The 17,050-nt window shown below is 57.3% G+C and carries 15 protein-coding genes and 1 pseudogene; 6 read left to right on the top strand and 10 right to left on the bottom strand.

Annotation, left to right across the window (positions count from 1 at the left end; genetic code table 11):
- The first annotated feature begins 10 nt into the window (after nucleotides 1–10).
- The 4 genes from AYJ54_RS18390 (at nucleotide 11) to panC (ending at nucleotide 4,324) form a co-directional block, all read left to right on the top strand.
- Nucleotides 11–1,195, top strand: a complete 1,185-nt coding sequence (locus tag AYJ54_RS18390) for a Wadjet anti-phage system protein JetD domain-containing protein (protein ID WP_245329065.1) — start codon at nucleotides 11–13, stop codon at nucleotides 1,193–1,195.
- On the top strand, nucleotides 1,173–1,691 hold the full coding sequence (locus tag AYJ54_RS18385) for a hypothetical protein (protein ID WP_136623782.1): 519 nt from the start codon (nucleotides 1,173–1,175) through the stop codon (nucleotides 1,689–1,691). The genes AYJ54_RS18390 and AYJ54_RS18385 overlap by 23 nt, the downstream gene beginning before the upstream one ends.
- A gap of 897 nt (nucleotides 1,692–2,588) precedes the next feature.
- A complete protein-coding gene (gene panB, locus AYJ54_RS18380; protein ID WP_063700959.1) occupies nucleotides 2,589–3,461 on the top strand; it encodes a 3-methyl-2-oxobutanoate hydroxymethyltransferase in 873 nt (290 codons plus the stop codon).
- An 11-nt stretch (nucleotides 3,462–3,472) separates the two neighbouring features.
- On the top strand, nucleotides 3,473–4,324 hold the full coding sequence (panC, locus tag AYJ54_RS18375) for a pantoate--beta-alanine ligase (RefSeq protein WP_063700840.1): 852 nt from the start codon (nucleotides 3,473–3,475) through the stop codon (nucleotides 4,322–4,324).
- Nucleotides 4,325–4,797: 473 nt separating this feature from the next.
- Here panC and AYJ54_RS18370 read toward each other — a convergent pair whose 3' ends face one another.
- Complete coding sequence (locus tag AYJ54_RS18370) at nucleotides 4,798–4,986, bottom strand: hypothetical protein (protein WP_063700839.1); 189 nt, start codon at nucleotides 4,984–4,986, stop codon at nucleotides 4,798–4,800.
- Between the two features lie 238 nt (nucleotides 4,987–5,224).
- Between AYJ54_RS18370 and AYJ54_RS18365 the strand changes: the two genes are divergently transcribed.
- Nucleotides 5,225–5,413, top strand: coding sequence for a hypothetical protein (locus tag AYJ54_RS18365; RefSeq protein ID WP_136623781.1), 189 nt, complete (start codon nucleotides 5,225–5,227; stop codon nucleotides 5,411–5,413).
- Between the two features lie 396 nt (nucleotides 5,414–5,809).
- On the opposite strand, the gene AYJ54_RS18360 is transcribed toward AYJ54_RS18365, so the two are convergent.
- Nucleotides 5,810–6,535 (bottom strand): sulfite exporter TauE/SafE family protein, encoded by a 726-nt coding sequence (locus tag AYJ54_RS18360; protein WP_063700837.1) that lies wholly within the window; start codon nucleotides 6,533–6,535, stop codon nucleotides 5,810–5,812.
- A 294-nt stretch (nucleotides 6,536–6,829) separates the two neighbouring features.
- Nucleotides 6,830–7,174, bottom strand: a complete 345-nt coding sequence (locus AYJ54_RS18355; protein ID WP_063700836.1) for a hypothetical protein — start codon at nucleotides 7,172–7,174, stop codon at nucleotides 6,830–6,832.
- 200 nt (nucleotides 7,175–7,374) lie between these two features.
- On the opposite strand from AYJ54_RS18355, the gene AYJ54_RS18350 reads away from it, so the two are divergent.
- Complete coding sequence (locus AYJ54_RS18350; protein ID WP_063700835.1) at nucleotides 7,375–7,611, top strand: hypothetical protein; 237 nt, start codon at nucleotides 7,375–7,377, stop codon at nucleotides 7,609–7,611.
- Nucleotides 7,612–8,048: 437 nt separating this feature from the next.
- Here the strand turns inward: AYJ54_RS18350 and AYJ54_RS18345 are convergent, their stop codons facing one another.
- The 7 genes and pseudogenes from AYJ54_RS18345 to AYJ54_RS18320 form a co-directional block, all read right to left on the bottom strand.
- Nucleotides 8,049–8,492 (bottom strand): hypothetical protein, encoded by a 444-nt coding sequence (locus tag AYJ54_RS18345; protein ID WP_136623780.1) that lies wholly within the window; start codon nucleotides 8,490–8,492, stop codon nucleotides 8,049–8,051.
- A 384-nt stretch (nucleotides 8,493–8,876) separates the two neighbouring features.
- Nucleotides 8,877–9,401: a hypothetical protein gene (locus AYJ54_RS52455; RefSeq protein WP_245329064.1), complete on the bottom strand. Its 525-nt coding sequence runs from the start codon at nucleotides 9,399–9,401 to the stop codon at nucleotides 8,877–8,879.
- 442 nt (nucleotides 9,402–9,843) lie between these two features.
- Nucleotides 9,844–10,956 (bottom strand): nodulation factor fucose acetyltransferase NolL, encoded by a 1,113-nt coding sequence (nolL, locus tag AYJ54_RS18335; protein ID WP_063700830.1) that lies wholly within the window; start codon nucleotides 10,954–10,956, stop codon nucleotides 9,844–9,846.
- Between the two features lie 635 nt (nucleotides 10,957–11,591).
- Nucleotides 11,592–13,484 (bottom strand): sulfate adenylyltransferase subunit CysN, encoded by a 1,893-nt coding sequence (gene cysN / locus AYJ54_RS18330; protein WP_063700825.1) that lies wholly within the window; start codon nucleotides 13,482–13,484, stop codon nucleotides 11,592–11,594.
- Nucleotides 13,484–14,419, bottom strand: coding sequence for a sulfate adenylyltransferase subunit CysD (cysD, locus tag AYJ54_RS18325; protein ID WP_063700955.1), 936 nt, complete (start codon nucleotides 14,417–14,419; stop codon nucleotides 13,484–13,486). The genes cysN and cysD overlap by 1 nt, the downstream gene beginning before the upstream one ends.
- A gap of 951 nt (nucleotides 14,420–15,370) precedes the next feature.
- On the bottom strand, nucleotides 15,371–15,595 hold the full coding sequence (locus AYJ54_RS47370; RefSeq protein WP_347337220.1) for a WGR domain-containing protein: 225 nt from the start codon (nucleotides 15,593–15,595) through the stop codon (nucleotides 15,371–15,373).
- A 412-nt stretch (nucleotides 15,596–16,007) separates the two neighbouring features.
- Nucleotides 16,008–16,997 (bottom strand): annotated as a pseudogene (locus tag AYJ54_RS18320) (IS91 family transposase); the annotation flags it as partial.
- Between the last annotated feature and the right edge of the window lie 53 nt (nucleotides 16,998–17,050).

Below are 17,050 nucleotides of genomic sequence, written 5' to 3'. Positions count from 1 at the left end.
ACGCGCGCTGATGGCCGATCTTCTCGACCGTCACGAGGCAGGAGCGGAACGGCCGATCGGCTATCCCGATTATGGCAGGTTCGTCGACGTCGTGCAGATGGACAAGTTTACGAAGGAGCTTTGCGAGGCGGAGGAGCAGCGGGCTATCAAGATCACGCGGGAGCGGGGCCTCAAAAGCGATCAGATCAAGCATGTCAGGCTGGAAGAGCCCGCTCTGCTGTACGCGATGCTCAAGCGTCGACCGGTCGGTGAGCTGACCGACGAGGCGACCGGGCGTTTGTTGCAAGGACTGGAACTGCCAGTCCAGTTCGAAGGATCGCTGGCAACCCTTCGGGCCGCATGGTCTCGCGGTCGAGAGTGGCAAGGGTTCTCGCTCGGTGATGTCGATCGCCTCAGGCCGGCCTTCGTCATGGCCAAGGCGATCTTGGAATATCGTCATGCGGGTCTCGACTATCGTACTTTTTCCCGACGGTTTTCCGGGGACAGCAAAGCACTGGAGCGACTGGAAGGACCGGTGGTCAGGATTTTGAGCGGAGCCTTGGAGCTTCCGCCGACCGCTCGCCCGAGGGATGCGCTACGAACGCTGGGTCTCGAGAAGTTCGCTCCACCGATGTTGCTGTCGGGGCGGTTGGATTTCGACATGGCCGAGCTGTCAGCCGCTGCCCCGCTCTATTTCGGTATTCCTCCAGCAGAGGCCACGCGACTGAGATTTCGTGGGCAGCCCCGATACGTCCTGACAATCGAAAATTTTGCCAGCTTCCACCGTCACGTTGCCGAGGCGGATCCGCAGCGTTCCGGAGTAACGATCTATGTCGGAGGATACCCGTCCTTGGCGACGCAGGGCGCCTTGAAAGCGCTCGCCGCCTCACTGCCCGCGGATGTCCCCTTCTTCCATTGGTCCGACATCGATCCGGACGGCGTCTGGATATTCCGCACGATCGAGAGTTCGCTTGCGAGAGAACTGCGACCCCACCTGATGTCCGTGGCGATCGCCAAGAAACTAGGGAAGCCGCCAGCCGACCGGGTCAGGCTGCCTTCCGACGTCGGTTCGTCGGCCATCGCTGATCTCGCCGCATATCTTCGGCACCCGGGCGCCAATTGGCTGGAGCAGGAGGAGCTCGATCCGACGCAGCCAGAAATCCAAGATGCGCTGCGCCAGGAGGAGGAAATCAATGTTGTCGGACGCCAGGATTAGAGCGCATCTGCTTTCGGCATTTCACCGGCTGCGGCACAGCAATGACGGCTGGGTACCTACCTCCGAAATGAACCTCGGGGGCCTTGAGCCCGTCAGTCTCGATCGCATCCGTACCATTTGCGAGCAACTTGAGGAGGCCGACCTCATCAAATTCAAGTCGTTGTCCCGCGGCTCCATTGGCGGCATTGTCGGTGTGTCGAAGATAACCGGTCACGGCTCGGACGTCGTCGAAGGGCTCGTCCGAGCCAGAATAGCGCTTGACTTCGAAAAACCACCGGATGCTGAAACTCGCGTGGCTGAGACGGCTTTGGTCGCTCTGACCAAAGACCCGGTGTCTGTCGCGCCCGAACCGATGCCGTGTGGAGTCGAGAAGACAGAACGGGCGAGCGTCGAGCTCTTCACGTTGAGACCAGCATTGTGGGGCATGAGCGTCGACCTCAAGGAGGCGTTTCGTAGGCTCCGCCATCATGTGGCTCGGAACAAGACGAAAATCTGAGGTGCCACTGAGGCCCCGTTTGTCTCGAATGGTCTGGAATGAGATATTAGCCCTTCAACGAGCGGCGGCTAGGCCATTTCGACCTCCAATGCTGGCTGACGCGAAACCCCTCAGCCTCTGCAACCGCATGCCGAAGCGTCGAGTTTCCGTGCGCGCCCGACCCGACATGCTCGCTTCGCTGAGGAGCATGAGTGACTTTCTTACGATCGGCTCAAGCCGTCAAAGGCGTGTTGTCGACTGACATGTTCAGTGCGGAGGAGCCTGCCACTCGAGCCAGCTTACCGCCGGAATTCATCCGATGCGTTTCACAACTGTCCGGGGCGTCAGCTGACGGACTTTGCGCAAGCTTCACGCATTCCTCGTAGCCACACTGCCGCCTGCAAGGAAGTGCCAGCTGCGGACTCCACCCCAACTGCGGAGGGAATGCTATCTAGTCCATCGCGGGAGCGCACGCCGGACAACATCGCCGATCGATTCAAGCACATCCCGGACTTCGGTGAGCGCGAGGTCGGACGATATTTCGGTTGGCGGCTCGTGGCGCGCGACGCCTAATGCCTGATCGCGCGATAGGGATCGGCCCGGTTGACGCCAGCCGCGACAGCACAGACCTCGCCCAGCCGCGCGCGCTACGATTCTTCTGGTGCGCGGATCCGTTCAATATGCCCGGTCTATACTTCGACGTATTCTCCGCCCGGCGCAACGCAGCGACGCTCTGCCCAAGCGAATCAAGAGAAATTTCCTCCTATGATCGCGCAATCATTAGGGGTTCTAATCCGTCAAAGTGGGGTTTTGATACGCAAAGTTGCTTTTTTTTTCCGCGCAATTGACACTTGCCCCGTTCTCCTTACCAAGCCACGACCCCTCAGGATGAGCCTCACTCGACGGATCAAACTCACGATGAGCCACATTTCGAAGTCGTCTGGCGAACGAGTCACCATTCCAGTGCTGCAGCGATGGAAGGATGAGGGGCGGCGTATCGCAATGACCACCGCTTATGACGCCGTTTCGGCCCGCATCGCCGACCCCATTGTCGACATCCTTCTTGTTGGGAATAGCGTCGGCAATGTCTGCCTCGGATTCGACAACACGCTACCTGTTAGCGTGGCCATGATGAACCATCATCTTGATGCGGTTGCTCGCACAAGGTCTCGTGCTTTGCTCGTGGCCGACATGCCTTTTCTCAGCTTTCACCTCAGCCCGGAGGAAACCATTCGGAACGCCGGTGGGTTCCTGCAGCGGGGCGCAGACGCCATCAAGCTCGAGGGCGGGGCCAAGCGAGCGGCAATGGTGCGCGCTCTGGTCGATTGCGAAATTCCGGTGATGGGCCACTTGGGCCTGACCCCGCAGAGTGTCAATGTCATGGGAGGCTTCAAGGTGCAAGGCCGAACGGCCAATGATGCCTTGCGGCTGCTTGATGATGCGTACTGCCTGCAGGAAGCGGGATGCTTCGCTCTGGTTCTGGAAGGGGTGCCGGCCGAGCTCGCTGCTCGAGCAACTGAGTACTTGACGATACCGACCATCGGAATCGGCGCCGGTCCTGACTGTTCCGGTCAGGTGCTCGTCTTTCACGACGTGCTGGGCCTGATCGAGGGTCATCGTCCCAAATTCGTTCGGTCCTATGCAGACGGCTTTAAGGTGCTGCAGGAGGCGTTGTCGCGCTGGGTTGGGGATGTGCGCGAAGAGGCATTCCCGGCATCAAATGAGTCCTATCGCCTTCCAGAAGGTCTTCGCGATGCGATCGCAAGCTGGACGCCTTCCAGCCGGACCTGATCTAAGCCAATATGCAAACAATCACAAAAGTTGCTGAACTACGCCGCGCTCTTGCACAAGCTCGCAAGGCGGATATGCGCATCGGATTCGTTCCGACCATGGGCTACCTTCACGATGGACACATGGCGCTGGTCGAAGCCAGCCGAGCTCAATGCGACGTCACGATCGCCAGCATCTTCGTCAATCCCACGCAATTTGGACCAAACGAGGATCTCAGCACCTATCCGCGCGACTTTCTGCGCGATGAAAAGCTGTGCCGGGATGCCGGCGTCGAGATCATCTTCGCGCCAGATGCGCAGGAGATCTATCCTTCAGGGTTCGAGACCTTCGTCGAGCCGGGTGAGCTCGCAAAGCCATTATGTGGAGGTTTCAGGCCCGGGCATTTTCGGGGTGTCGCCACCGTGGTATGCAAGCTGTTCAACATGGTGCAGCCTGACGTCGCGTTCTTCGGTCGGAAGGACTTTCAGCAATGCGCGATCGTGCGTCATATGGCAATTGATCTCAATCTTCCGATCGAGATCGTTACGGTGCCGACCGTTCGGGAGGCGGACGGCCTGGCGATGAGCAGCCGAAATCGATATCTTGACAGGCAAGAGCGTCAGCAAGCTCTTGCGATCAGTCGCGGACTGCTGGCGGCCGAGGCTCAATTTCGTGAAGGTGAGCGTAACGTCGGAAAGCTTCTAGCACTTGTCAGGCGGCATTTGGAGAAAGTTGACCGGTTGCAGTACCTCGAGCTCGTCGATGCCGATACGCTCAAGCCTGCGAAAAGTCCCTTGGGTGCTCCTGCAGCTCTTTGCGTTGCGGCCTATGTCGGTACGACTCGGCTAATTGACAATGTCATCCTCAACCCGGAGTTCCCTTAGCGACGCATGGCGGCGGGCTGGTCGATCGCAAGCGTGTCTCCGGCGAACGTTGTCGTAATGTGCCGGAAATAGCCGGAAACGGTCCGGTAGCTCAGTCGGTGAAGTGAATACACCACGGTATCCTGTCTCGACTCGGCTAGGGTGAAGCATACATCCATGATGACCATGGGCAGCAGATTTTGATTCGCCAGACGTGGTTCGAATCCTGCCGCCCTAGTCAACAAAACGTCTGAAAAGCTCCGATTTCATCGCAAGACTTGCAATGTCCTCGTAAGATTCCGACGCAGAGCGGTTCGCAAACATTCCGTTTAGTTTCGAGGGCTACCAAGCTATCGCGGCGGCTCGACGCAGCATGAACGCAGCATGGAAGGCTCTGAGGGTGAGCTTTACGATATCGAAATCTTGGGCCTATTGACGGCCCGGCGCCGCGTTTAGAACGGCTGCCTCAGCGGTCTGGGCGTCAAATAGTTGTGTCAGTTCCAAGGTGTCATACCCTTGAGTGACGCTTCGATTGTCTGCTCCAAAAGGTGGCGCATAATCCCGACCACCTCGGGCGGAAAAACTGCTTTCGCGGCGAACCCCTGCCAGGCGTTAAGACCATTGACATCTAGTTTGATGTCGTTGCCGCTGCTTTTCCTTTCCTTCTCATCACCGATCCTCACGGCCTCTCCTCCGTGCGAGCGACAGTGTCCTAGGGGCTTGTTAGCGTAACACTGTCGTCTCTCAACTACCTGATTTGGTGGGGCTCGCATTCACATACAGTCCGCACTTCCCCGATAGCCTTCGAGCATTCTACAGCGACGACATTACGTCGCTACGATGTGAGCCGCGTTTGTGATGGGGGCAATGCGTATGACTGGGCGCGCGCGCAGAATGCGAGATGCGAAAGAGTTTCGGCGGTTGGAGCAGATCTACCTGGTACAGGCTGAGCACTCGACGGGAGATCTCGAACGAGACAGCTTACTCAATATCGCTCGAGGTTTCGGGCATGCGGCCGGTAAAATCGAAAGACGTTCATTGATTAGTAAGGCGGTGATGATCGTTGCTCTTGCCGTGCTCGTATTATTTGCTGTTTTGTACATTCCCTAGTGTACGTTCGGTCTAACGCGACGGCGACGTAATGCCTATCCCGGTTCAGAATTGAGACTACCGCCACGTTTAACAGCATGCGGCCTGATCCCGATCAGGCCATTTATGACGGCTAGCGCCTCGAGAGTTTTGACTCATATGTGAGATTTCCAAGACGAGTAGCTAGGAGGGGCCAGCACTTCGATGCTGCCGCAGTGCCAGGCGCATCCAGGTGCTTCGGAGCCCTTTAGGTCGGTCCAGGTCTTGAGCCGGAATTCGTAAGGTCGCCGGTTTTCACTGCTTGTGGCGAGATAGGCCACCGCTAGAGAGAGTCGGTAGTATTCCGGAAGCTATCCGCTTTGCTGCTATTTGCCGGCCACGCTCGCGCAGCGGCGAAATATCTCGACCTGAACGATTTCATCTTGTTGCAAAGGCGATGAGCTGGATAGCGGCGGCGCCGAGTACAGCGGCAAGGACGTAGCGCGTTGTCTTTTCCGATAGCCAACGAAGACCAACTGTGGTTCCGATCATTGCCCCGGCGAAAGCGCCTAGGGCGTATAGCCAGGTCTGCGGTGAAGGCATCTGTCCGACGTAAATTGCCCCGACTAGCCCAACCGCGGAGTTCACCCATATGAAGGGAGCCGATAAAGCTGCGGCCTGTTTGGGCGACGCCCACCGCATCGCGATTAGGATCGGCGCGAGGAAAACGCCACCGCCGACACCAGTAAGGCCTGAAACGATGCCGACGCCAGCGCCTGTTGCGATCGCGCCCCAAGATGGCGCGACGCGATTTAGGATGTCTCCCTTCGCTCGACGGAACAACAAGATGGCCGCGACCACAAGAAGCACGACACCGGTGACAGCATCATAAATTTGCTGAGGCAGGACTGTGAAACCTCCAACTAAGGCAGTCGGCATCGAGGCGATGACAAGAGGCTTCAACTTCTTCCAATCAACAAAGCGGCCGCGATTGAAGAGCCACGTTGAATACGTAGCGGCGACGATGTTGAGCAACAATGCAGTCGGACGCATCTGAGTCGATGGAAATGATGAGAACGCCATTAGAGCCAGAAACGCTGTACCTCCGGCTTGCCCGACCGTTGCGTAAAGAAGGGAAACGATGGCAAAGGAAACTGTGAGCATTGTGGGGACTAGATCCGAGCTGATTCATTTGAAGAAAGAACGTGACGAGACGTTCTATTTGCAGGATCTCGCAGAAGACCATCAAATTCATCCCGCTTAGGCATGAAGACCTAAGCATTGCTCCCGCTTTTGTGAGATGATCGAGGGTGTCGGCTAGAACCGTCGCGCAAGCGCCTCCAGTTCGTCCTGACTGATTTCCGCCGCTTCCTTCTTTCGGGACGTTCATGATGCGCTGGCGTTCAGCGCGTCCTGGAAATGGAAGCAGACACGCAAAGCGTCAGAGTTGATGCTATGCTACCATTTCCACGTATCCGGGCTCGTGTCGGTAGCAAGCACACGGATTCCGTAGTCGCTGATGGTTACAATGGCATATGTGTAGCCATCATAACAATTCAGCTGGTACTCCCTGTCTCGCTCCGACCAGCACCAATAGTTCCGATTGCCGCAGGACGGGTAAAACTGCTTTCGCAGCGAGCCCTTGCCAGGCTCAAGACCATTGACATCGAGCTTGATCTCGTCGCCGCTGCTCTTCCACAAAACATGCCCCTTCAGCTCTTCTTTGGTCAGATTCACCACAAAAAATTCGTGCTTTCCTCCGCTCTTCGTCGCTCCTTTTCTGGCCTTCTCTTTCCTTCTCATCACCGCCCCTCCTGGCCTCTCCTCCGCGTGAAAGGCAGATTCCTCGGAGTTTGCTTAGGTAACACTGTCGTCTCAACTACCTAAGTTGGTAGGCTGGCAATCACATCCAGCGCGCACTTTGCGGATAGCTTTGGAGCGTCTCGCAACCGCAACTCCACTTTGCCGCGATCTGAGACGAGTTTGTGATGGGGACAATGCGTATGGTCGTGCGTGCGCGCAGAGCGCGAAATGCGAAAGAATTTCGGCGGCTAGAGCAGATCTACCTGGCAGAAGCTGAGCTCTCGACGAGAGAAATCGAACGAGACGGCCTCCTCAAGGTGGCTCGCGATTGCGGATATGCGGCCGACAAAATCGAAAGACGTGCGTTGATTAGGAAGGCCGTGGTGCTGCTCGCTATTGCTGCCCTCGCGCTATTTGCCGTCTTGTACATTCCGTAGTGGAGCACTCGGCTTAGCGGGGACCGGCAGATATTCCCGCCCAAGTAGGGGCCAGCGTCTGGCCTTCATCGGCACCTACTAGGAATGTATCGCGATGCAATTCGGTGGATTTACGATCGTCAAGGGAAGTGCTTCTGCATGAAGTCGGATGTCCACGTTCAGTCAACGTCAGTCGGGCTGAAGGAGTCCCACTTGCCGTTAGCGGCATCATTCCTGATCCCCGGCCAGAGCTGTTATGTTTTTCTACGTGAGCACGTTATAGACATTCGCCTTGGCGAGCTCCGCGTTCATGGCGCCAAACTCTGGCTTGTCGGAGCTGTTGCAAAGTTTTCGCAGCTCCATCTTCCAAGACGGCGGTGTCCGGTGCCGCTGGCACGTTCCCTTGTAAGGAAACGCGTCATTCCGCATTGGGCTCCTGGTAGGAGTAAGCCCAACTTTCATCGCTCTGGTCGGCCTGCTTCGATCCGGAGGGTCGGCAATTGCCAGGAGCCATAATGAAAATTGACGCCAGCCCCGGCTGGCAAGTTGAACGATGCAAGGGGTGTCAGCCATGGGCTGGCGTACGGCGGAAGTTCGACGTTCGTGAGGGATTTCGCGGTTTCAATCGAATAGATCACATCCCGCGCGACCCGCAGTGTGGCGTCGTTGATCCAGCCTTGAAAAATACTGATCCGGTGGGTCGCCGAGCTCGCAGAAGTGACCTTCCCGAAGAGCTCCATCGCCTGCGCGGATTCGATCTGAATTCGCTCCTGCCAATGCCAATAGGTGTCGAAAAGCCGTTTCGAGAACTCCGTCTGCGTTACGATGGCTCGCTTTGCAAAGTCCTGAAATGCGCCTGTTGCACCGCCAATGTCATCGTTGCTTCCGGCTTCCTTCGTCATCACCATCTCCTTGTCTTGTTACATGTACTCGAGAGATCTGCCTTCGAAGGCGCTGTTCGTCCGGAACTCTTCTATGACGGCGGAAAAAAGAGAATGCTGATTTGCATAGCCCGGCTCCTCGCCCGTATCCGCCACCAACGGGGTGTGCGAGCCCGTTTCTGAAGGGGAAGGCTGAGCGTCGCACTGTGCCGGCTGAATGCGTCGCGCCCGTGTAGAAGTTCGAACATCCATGTCTTCAACCAGACACGCTGAAGATTTTAAATGACACCGATCGTCCGGACCACAATTCATGGGCTGCCAGTTGGCACCCGTCCCAATGGATCGCCTCGAAAGGTGCCGAATGGTGATCGCGCTTCGAGACAACTGAGATAGCCCGTTAGGTGATCAGCCTTGGTCCGGACTGACACCTTCGCCAGGGCTCCCGGGCTTGGTCTCGTGGTCGCGGATGAATGTTTCATATTGCGCAGGGTTAGCAGCCTTCAGGCGTTCCAGTGCGCGCTCAGCTTCATCAAGGACGACAACGCCGTGACGCCGTTTGATTTTCTCCATGCCTTTTGCCATCTCTTCGAGGTGTTTCATTGCCTCTCCAGAACTCGAATCATTAGTGTCCTGCGACACTCTCGCCATCCGGGGGCGCCGGTTAAGTTCTTCGACGGCAGCGAAAAGAGCTTCGAGCTGTTGGCCCAAGCTGAACTGCTCAAAGACCTTCTTTTGGAGTTCTGAAACTTTGACGACGTTCGTTTCGATATCCTGATTTACTGCCCCGCTGAGTGGCGCAAAGAATGGAAAAGAGTACCAGGAGAACCAATTCGGGTTTGACATGGATACCTCTCGACCATCGAGATCGTGGCGTTCTTCTTCAGCTATATTCCAGCAATTGGCGTGCCAATCGACGGGGTCGATGACCACATCCAGGCACGAAAATATAATGCCCATCAGATTGGTGAAGGACAGCTGTGGTCAGAGGGGCGCGGCGATACTTGCGCGACTATAACGATGTCGGGGTCGTCTACCTCGCCCGCCGAGTTGGGCTCGAGCTTGGGTTCAAGCGTTTCGGGGTACTAAGATGGATGGAGCATGCGGCCGCGCCTATGGGCGAGGCCGTGAAGGCGACATCGGTTTCCGCTTGGGGCCGCCTAGCGCACAATCAGCGCGATGCAGTCTTTGGCACTCGCACGAATTCCTCCACGCGGACGATCCCATCAGAACTTGAGGCCGTCGAGAGGTGGGATCAAGCTTCATTACGGGTTGGAATAGCCAAAGGCTTAGCCGATCCCCTCGCGAGGGTGCGATGTCGCGCAGATTTTGGTTCCAGTGAGACGCTGCTGTCGCAATGCCAAGAGGGCAGGGTTTAGTTAGTTACTGACTGAGGTTTGAGCGGCCCCGAGCGTGGCGGCGTTCCGGCAACAACCCGAGACACCCATCCGAGGTCGCGGACAATCCAGCGAACTGTCATCGCGATGACAATGATGGCCACTCCAAGCACACCAGCCATCGAGATTCTGGTCGAGAGATCCCATAGTTCTCCGAACTGGACCAAATCCATAAGACGAAAAACGGTGCCCTGGAGCAGGTAAAGAAGCAGCGTGCTCTGCCCAAGTTCCACCGCGACAAAGCGGGCCACTCGATTTGAAGAGCTGAGTTTCCAGAGCGGTAGCACCGTTTCAAATGCGATCGCAGAGGCCGCCACAGAGCCTGCGAACATCAGCAACACCTGTTCAGCCGATGCTGTATCGCGTATCAGAACGAGATTGTTGTAGGCATAAGTCTCTTTGCCCCAAACAAGAAAGCAGGCGAAAGCAAGCGCTGCGAGTGAGAAGATCAAGGGAGATTTGTTGCGTGGGAGAACGCGCGCTCGCCATTCGGTCGACTGGAAAAGCAAGAATCCCAGACAGAAGAACGGGAAAGTGTATCTTATCAAGGGCAATATCGAAAAGGTGACGGGCAAGATTGCGACCGCAATTGCAGACATGCCTATGATCCACATTGATCGACGACGGCAAATCGTTAGAAGGACCTTTATGACAAGGAAAGATGCAAATGCCGCCCATATGAACCAGTATGAGCCAATAAAATCCTTCAAAATGTCTGCGTAAGTTATACTGTTCGAAGGCGAAAATGCAGCTACCTTAGCTGTCTCCATAAAGGCGCACCAAAACAGCGTTGGCAGCAATAATTGTATCGCGCGCTCATTGATACTACGAATGAGCGATTTTCGCAGGAGAGCTCTCGAAGACAGATATCCGCTTATCGCCATAAACAGAGGCATATGAAACATGTAGATCGACTTGAAATACGGCGAATACCAATAATCATTGTTTCGGTAGATGACATATTGCAATAGATGTCCAACGATCACCAAGACAATGAGTATGCCTTTAGCAAAATCAAAGCTTAGATCTCGGTTGTCTGCTCCGGCTGAGTGCGAGCCGTGCCCCGTCGATAGAGTTGTGTGACAAAGCATAAAACCTCTAGACTTGGTTGTGCCCTTGTACGGTTAGCGGACGACTCGTTCTTTGAATATAGTTGTACGACCTCTTGGGCCGACTATGAAGCGGTGGGCTGTGTCTGGGCTTTCGGAGGTCCGCTCGCTAATCTGACCGGTCACGTGTCTCGTTTCTTCGCCATTGCGAGCGACGGTCCGCCAGCCGCTGCGACCTCGCAATGGATGATGGCATAGGCATGGACATGATCGGCGCAGGTTCCGCATACTAGGAGCGGCCTCGCATGCGCTAAGTGAGTGAGCAAGGACGTCTGCTTCGTTGCGGCGGCTCTGAATAGAACAAAATCGTCGAACATTGTTTGAGCTGGCAAAGAAGCTTCCCCTGCTCACCCGTGGTCATTTTCGCGCAATCCTGTCAACAATGGTTCGGACCGGGTGCATTGGTACAGCCTGCAGCGCGCGACGCCACTGTTCGATCCGGCACGAAAGGACGAATGGTCGATCCCCGGCGAACTAGAATAGGGGCCTGTGTCAAGCCGTGAAACCAGAACGAAAGCCGCCAGGTTCGGGCAGCAGGGGCATGGCGGATGAGGACATTCACGACCTGCGTGACCAGAGTCCAGCTTGCGACAAGGTCGAATGGTGCCCTAGTTGAGCTATGTCAGAGAAATAATCTCTCTTGCGGCAAGCGCATCTAGAACCTGATCCGCCAACTGTTCTGGTGGCTGGCCCAAGGTCTTCAAGTGTACCTCCGGCGCGCGCGGCGCTTCGAACGGGGCGTCGATGCCAGTAAAGTTCTCGATTTTGCCTGATTTTGCCCTCGAATAAAGTCCCTTTGGATCGCGTCGGACGCACTCATCTATTGGCGTGTCCACAAAGACCTCGACGAATTCGCGCTTCCCAACGAGCTTGCGTACCAGGTCCCGCTCGGTCATGTAGGGCGAGATAAACGAGCAAATGACCATCAAGCCGCTGTCGAGCATCAGTTTCGCCACTTCACCGGCTCGTCGGATGTTCTCGATCCGATCCGCGTCAGTGAAGCCGAGATCGCCATTGAGGCCGTGACGGAGGTTGTCGCCGTCCAGCAGCATCGTGTGATGCGACATCGCGAACAGCTTCTGGTCGACGATATTGGCAATCGTCGACTTGCCGGCGCCCGAAAGCCCGGTGAACCAGATGATGCATGGCTTCTGCTGCTTGAGCCCGGCACGCTCCTGCTTGCCGATCGTTAGCGGTTGCCAGGCAACGTTGCTGGCGCGGCGGAGCGGAAAATCAATCATTCCCGCGCCAACCGTTCGGTTGGTGTAGCGGTCGATCACGATGAAGGACCCGGTGCGCCGATTCACGTGATAGGGATCAAAGCTCACAGGCAGAGTGGTCGCAACGTGGCAGAAGCCGAATTCATTGAGCCCGAGCGTCGTCGCCGCAAGAGGAGGCTCGCCGGTATTGACGTCGATCTTGTATTTGATGCGCGTGACGTTGCCGGAGGCAATCGATTGCGTGCCGATCCGAAATGCATAGGAGCGGCCCAGTACCATTGGCTCCTCATCCATCCAGATCAGATGAGCGGCAAACTGGTCGGCGACCGTAGGGCGCTGGGTTGGACCTGCGAGGACATCGCCGCGGCTGACATCGATCTCATTTTCGAGCATGATCGTTACTGCGTCGCCAGCTTCTGCAGCCGCAAGATCACCATCATAGGTCACAATTCGCTTCACGCGCGAGCTGCGCCCCGATGCTGCCACGATAATTTCGTCGCCAACCGCGATGCTTCCCGAGGCGATCGTGCCCGCATACCCCCGGAAATCCAGATTGGGGCGGTTCACCCACTGTACCGGAAAGCGGAAGGGCAGGTCGGTCGTCTCGGACTGAATGTCGATAGTCTCGAGGCAATCCAGCAGAGACTGGCCATGATACCAATCGGTGTTGCCGGATCGGTAGATGATGTTGTCGCCGTATCTGGCGGAGATCGGGAATGGAACGATCGACTTGAAGCCGAGCGCCGAAGCAAAGGCGACATAGTCGCGCACGATGCCGTCGAAGACATCTTTTCGGTAGTCCACGAGGTCAATCTTGTTTACGGCCAGGAGGACGTGCCGGATGCCCAATAGTGAGCAGATGAACGAATGGCGTTTGGTTTGCACCAGAATCCCTTTGCGCGCATCGATCAGGATGATCGCGAGCTGCGCGTTGGAGGCGCCGGTTGCCATATTGCGGGTATATTGTTCGTGGCCCGGCGTATCGCCGACCATGAACGATCGGCGCGGCGTGGTGAAGAACCGATAGGCGACATCGATAGTAATACGTTGCTCGCGTTCAGCTTCGAGGCCGTCGACCAACAGAGCAAAGTCGATGTCTTCGCCCGTCGTGCCGTGCTTGGCGCTGTCGCGCGCGAGCGCCCGTAGCTGGTCCTCATAGATCATCTTGCTGTCATGCAGGAGTCGCCCGATCAGCGTCGATTTGCCCTCGTCGACCGAGCCACAGGTGATGAACCGCAATTGATCTTTGCTAACGGCCTCGCCGAGGCAACCCGCAGCATCCGTATCCATCAGAAGTATCCTTCTCGCTTCTTCTTCTCCATTGAAGCGGCCTCATCCGTATCAATGAGACGACCCTGGCGCTCCGACACTTTGGTAAGCCGCATTTCGGCTACGATGTCCTCGATGGTAGTGGCCTCCGATTCGATGGCGCCGCTCAGGGGGTAGCACCCAAGCGTGCGGAAACGGATCGTCCGCAACTCGGGGGTCTCATTTGGCCGGAGCGGGAGCCGCTCGTCGTCCATCATGACCAGGGTGCCATTCCGATGCACCACACGTCGCTGTTTCGCAAAGTAGAGAGGGACGACGGGGATGTTTTCGAGCATGATGTATTCCCAGATGTCGAGCTCTGTCCAATTCGACATCGCGAACACCCTCATCGTTTCGCGTTGCCGGATGCGCGTGTTGAACAGGTTCCAAAGTTCGGGCCGCTGGTTGCGCGGATCCCAGGCATGTCCTGCCGCGCGGAACGAAAATATGCGCTCCTTGGCACGGCTTTTCTCCTCGTCCCGCCGCGCGCCGCCGAATGCCGCATCGAATCCGTAGATCTCGAGCGCCTGCTTGAGCGCGTCGGTCTTCATAACCTGCGTATGCAGCGCGGAGCCGGAGTCGATGGGATTGATGCCGCGCGCAATGCCGTCCTTGTTCACGTGGACGATCAGATCGATCCCCATGCGCCTGGCCGTCTCGTCGCGAAAGGTGATCATCTCGCGGAACTTCCAGGTCGTATCGATGTGCATCAGTGGGAAGGGCAACTTCGCCGGATAGAATGCTTTCACCGCAAGGTGCAGCATGACGCTTGAATCCTTGCCGACCGAATAGAGCATCACCGGCTTCTTGAACTCTGCGACAACCTCGCGCATGATTTCGATCGACTCGGCCTCGAGCCGCCGCAAATGCCGCGGAAGCGTGCGCGTTTCGAGTCGAGCTAAGTTCTGCACGTTCATCTTGAACATCCTCGAGATGTGCCCCACGCGATGAGCTTGCCGTTGCGGATTCATGCCGCATCTGAGGGCTTGACTATGGGATCAGTAATTCAGCGTGGCTCGCTGCGGTATCTCATCCTCGGTCGGTCCAAGCGGGGGATAGACGTCGGCGCATCGCCTTCGCCAAGAGCATAGAATTCTGGTGGGCGAACCTACGAGCTGTAAGATGGGAAACTGACTGACGGTCAATTCATTCCTTGGTTGCCGCCTCAACATACGCTGGTTTATCGTGTCGCAAAGCCGTTGCGGGTGCGCGCCGGCGCAGCGCGATCGGGCCGTCCTGCTGAAGGGTAGGGCATGATCCTCCACACGCTTTCGAGCTTGCGGTTGCCCTCGCCGCCGGTGTAGAGCTGGTCAGAGCTGCCGAAAGCCGCGCCTACGACCGGGTTGCCGTGTTTATGATGAGATACTCCTCGTAGTTTTCCCGACGGGAAAACTACCCTGTTGCTCAATGGCTGGCACTTTTCCTACCCGGCAGTAGGTGAGTTGGTGAAATCGATTTTTTGGATGTAGTGCATTCAGATCGCGGATAGTGACGCTTCCTGCGGTCCTGATCTCAATCTCCTGGTCGCATCCGATACTTTGATGAAAGTCTCACGGCGGCAACTCCGGTGGCCGGTGAGCGATGAATTAGGTGGTTTGCAGTGCCGCCCTTCATACAAGGCTTTCGTAGCCCGCAGACAGTCTCGTGCTGGACCAGCAAAACACCTGATTGGTCACTCGACCCGCTAGCCGGAGCAGTTAGCTCTTGGAAATTCAAGGTCTCGATTGCCGTGTGAGCGATCTGTTCTCAGGCCTGTAGGCCCGCTACGATAGATTATGGAATACTTTTGCAATTCTTGGAATATGACTGAAGATGACTTCGGATTACCTTAGTATACTTTCTTCGGCACTTCATCCATCCCAGCCATCTCATGCGGGGTCGCACGTTCGCTCCAAGCATGGCGAATGCCGCTGGACGTAACCACAACGGGTTTTTCGTCTGAGCCAAGACTCAAGAGCCTCGACGGCCTGCACGAGACCATCGAACAGATCGAGCTGCCGTCGACCGCGCCCACCGAGACGGCCCCATTCACGCACCAATGCGGTATCGCCAAAGAGCGTCGGCTCGATCGTAAGCACGTAGAACCGCGCCATGTTACGGGACGCTCGAGCACGAGATATTGCACGGTGAGTTCGAACATGCATCAGAATCTTGAGGGTTCTGTGAGGTCGCGGGGCAGGCGCGGAGCCGCGCGCTCGGTCGGGCGTGCGACCTCATAGAAGCCGGATTGAACGAAGCTGCGGAGTTGTGGGCGCTATGGGAATAGTGCAGCGGGTGCGGCTGCTGGGAAGGCGCGCCTGTGGTCGCTGCGCGTCGGCGAGTCATTCATCGGATGTGAGGGGCCGGATTGATCGGTCCAAGGGCGCGATCCAGCGAGCGACTTGCTGCGCTGGGATGCGTGGCCGAACGATTGGCAGGGTGTTCGGTGACGAGCGCGGCCACGGCGACTTTGGGCGTTGCCGTGGAGAAGGTGATCACAGAAGCGGTGGATGGTGCAGGCGCTGGTCATGACGTATCACAACGAAACGGATGGTCGCGGGCGCAGGCTCGCGGGACGACATCGACGCGCCGCATGGTGCCGCCACAATGCGGGCAGACGGGGATCTCACATTTGGTGAGGGGATCGTCGCCGGCTTCTTGATCCGTCGGAGCGTTGCGGACAGCAAGGAGTTGACGGCAGAGAGCGATTTTATCGTTGCGTCCGCCATTGGCAAGGAAGCCATAGTGGCGGATGCGGTGGAAGCCGTCCGGCAGGGAGTGCAGGAGAAAGCGACGAATGAACTCGTCGGCATCAAGCGTCATGACTTTGGTTTTGCGGTTCTGCCGATAGTCCTTCCAGGAAAAGCTCACCTTGCCATCGGCAAGCGAGATCAGCCTACTGTTCGCGATGGCGACGCGATGCGTATAGCGGCCGAGATAAGCCAGCACCTGTTCCGGCCCACCAAATGGCGGCTTGGCATAGACGACCCAGTCGGTCCGTCGAAGTTGATTAAGGCGCGCGGCGAATGCAGTGGGATCGGCGAGATGGGCGAGAGCGCCAAAGAAGCCGAGCTCGCCAGCCGCGAAGGCAGCTTGCAGCTCTTGCAGAAACAGGCGACGGAACAGCCGGGAGAGGACGCGCACTGGCAGGAAGAAGCCGGGCCGGCAAGCGACCCAGCGTGTGCCGTCGAGCGAGGGTCCACCGCCCGGCACGACGCAGTGGATATGCGGATGGTGTTGCAGGGTCTGGCCCCAGGTATGGAGGACGGCGGTCACGCCGAGCTGAGCGCCGAGATGCTTGGGGTCGGCTGCGATGGTGGTGAGCGTCTCGGCCGCGCAGCGGAACAGGATGGCATAGACGGCGGCCTTGTTCTGAAAGGCGATCTCTCCGGCGGGGGCCGGCATGGTGAAGACGACGTGGAAATACGGTACGGGAAGGAGTTCAGCTTGCCGTTCGGCGAGCCATTGCGCGCGCGCCGCGCCCTGGCACTTCGGGCAATGCCGATTGCGGCAGGTAATGGGTGACGCCCATTACCTGCCTTATGGGCAAAGCCGGTAATGGGGAGCTG

It is taken from the genome of Bradyrhizobium centrolobii (assembly GCF_001641635.1).
Lineage (GTDB): Bacteria > Pseudomonadota > Alphaproteobacteria > Rhizobiales > Xanthobacteraceae > Bradyrhizobium > Bradyrhizobium centrolobii.
This window is presented reverse-complemented; position numbering and strand designations above follow the sequence as displayed.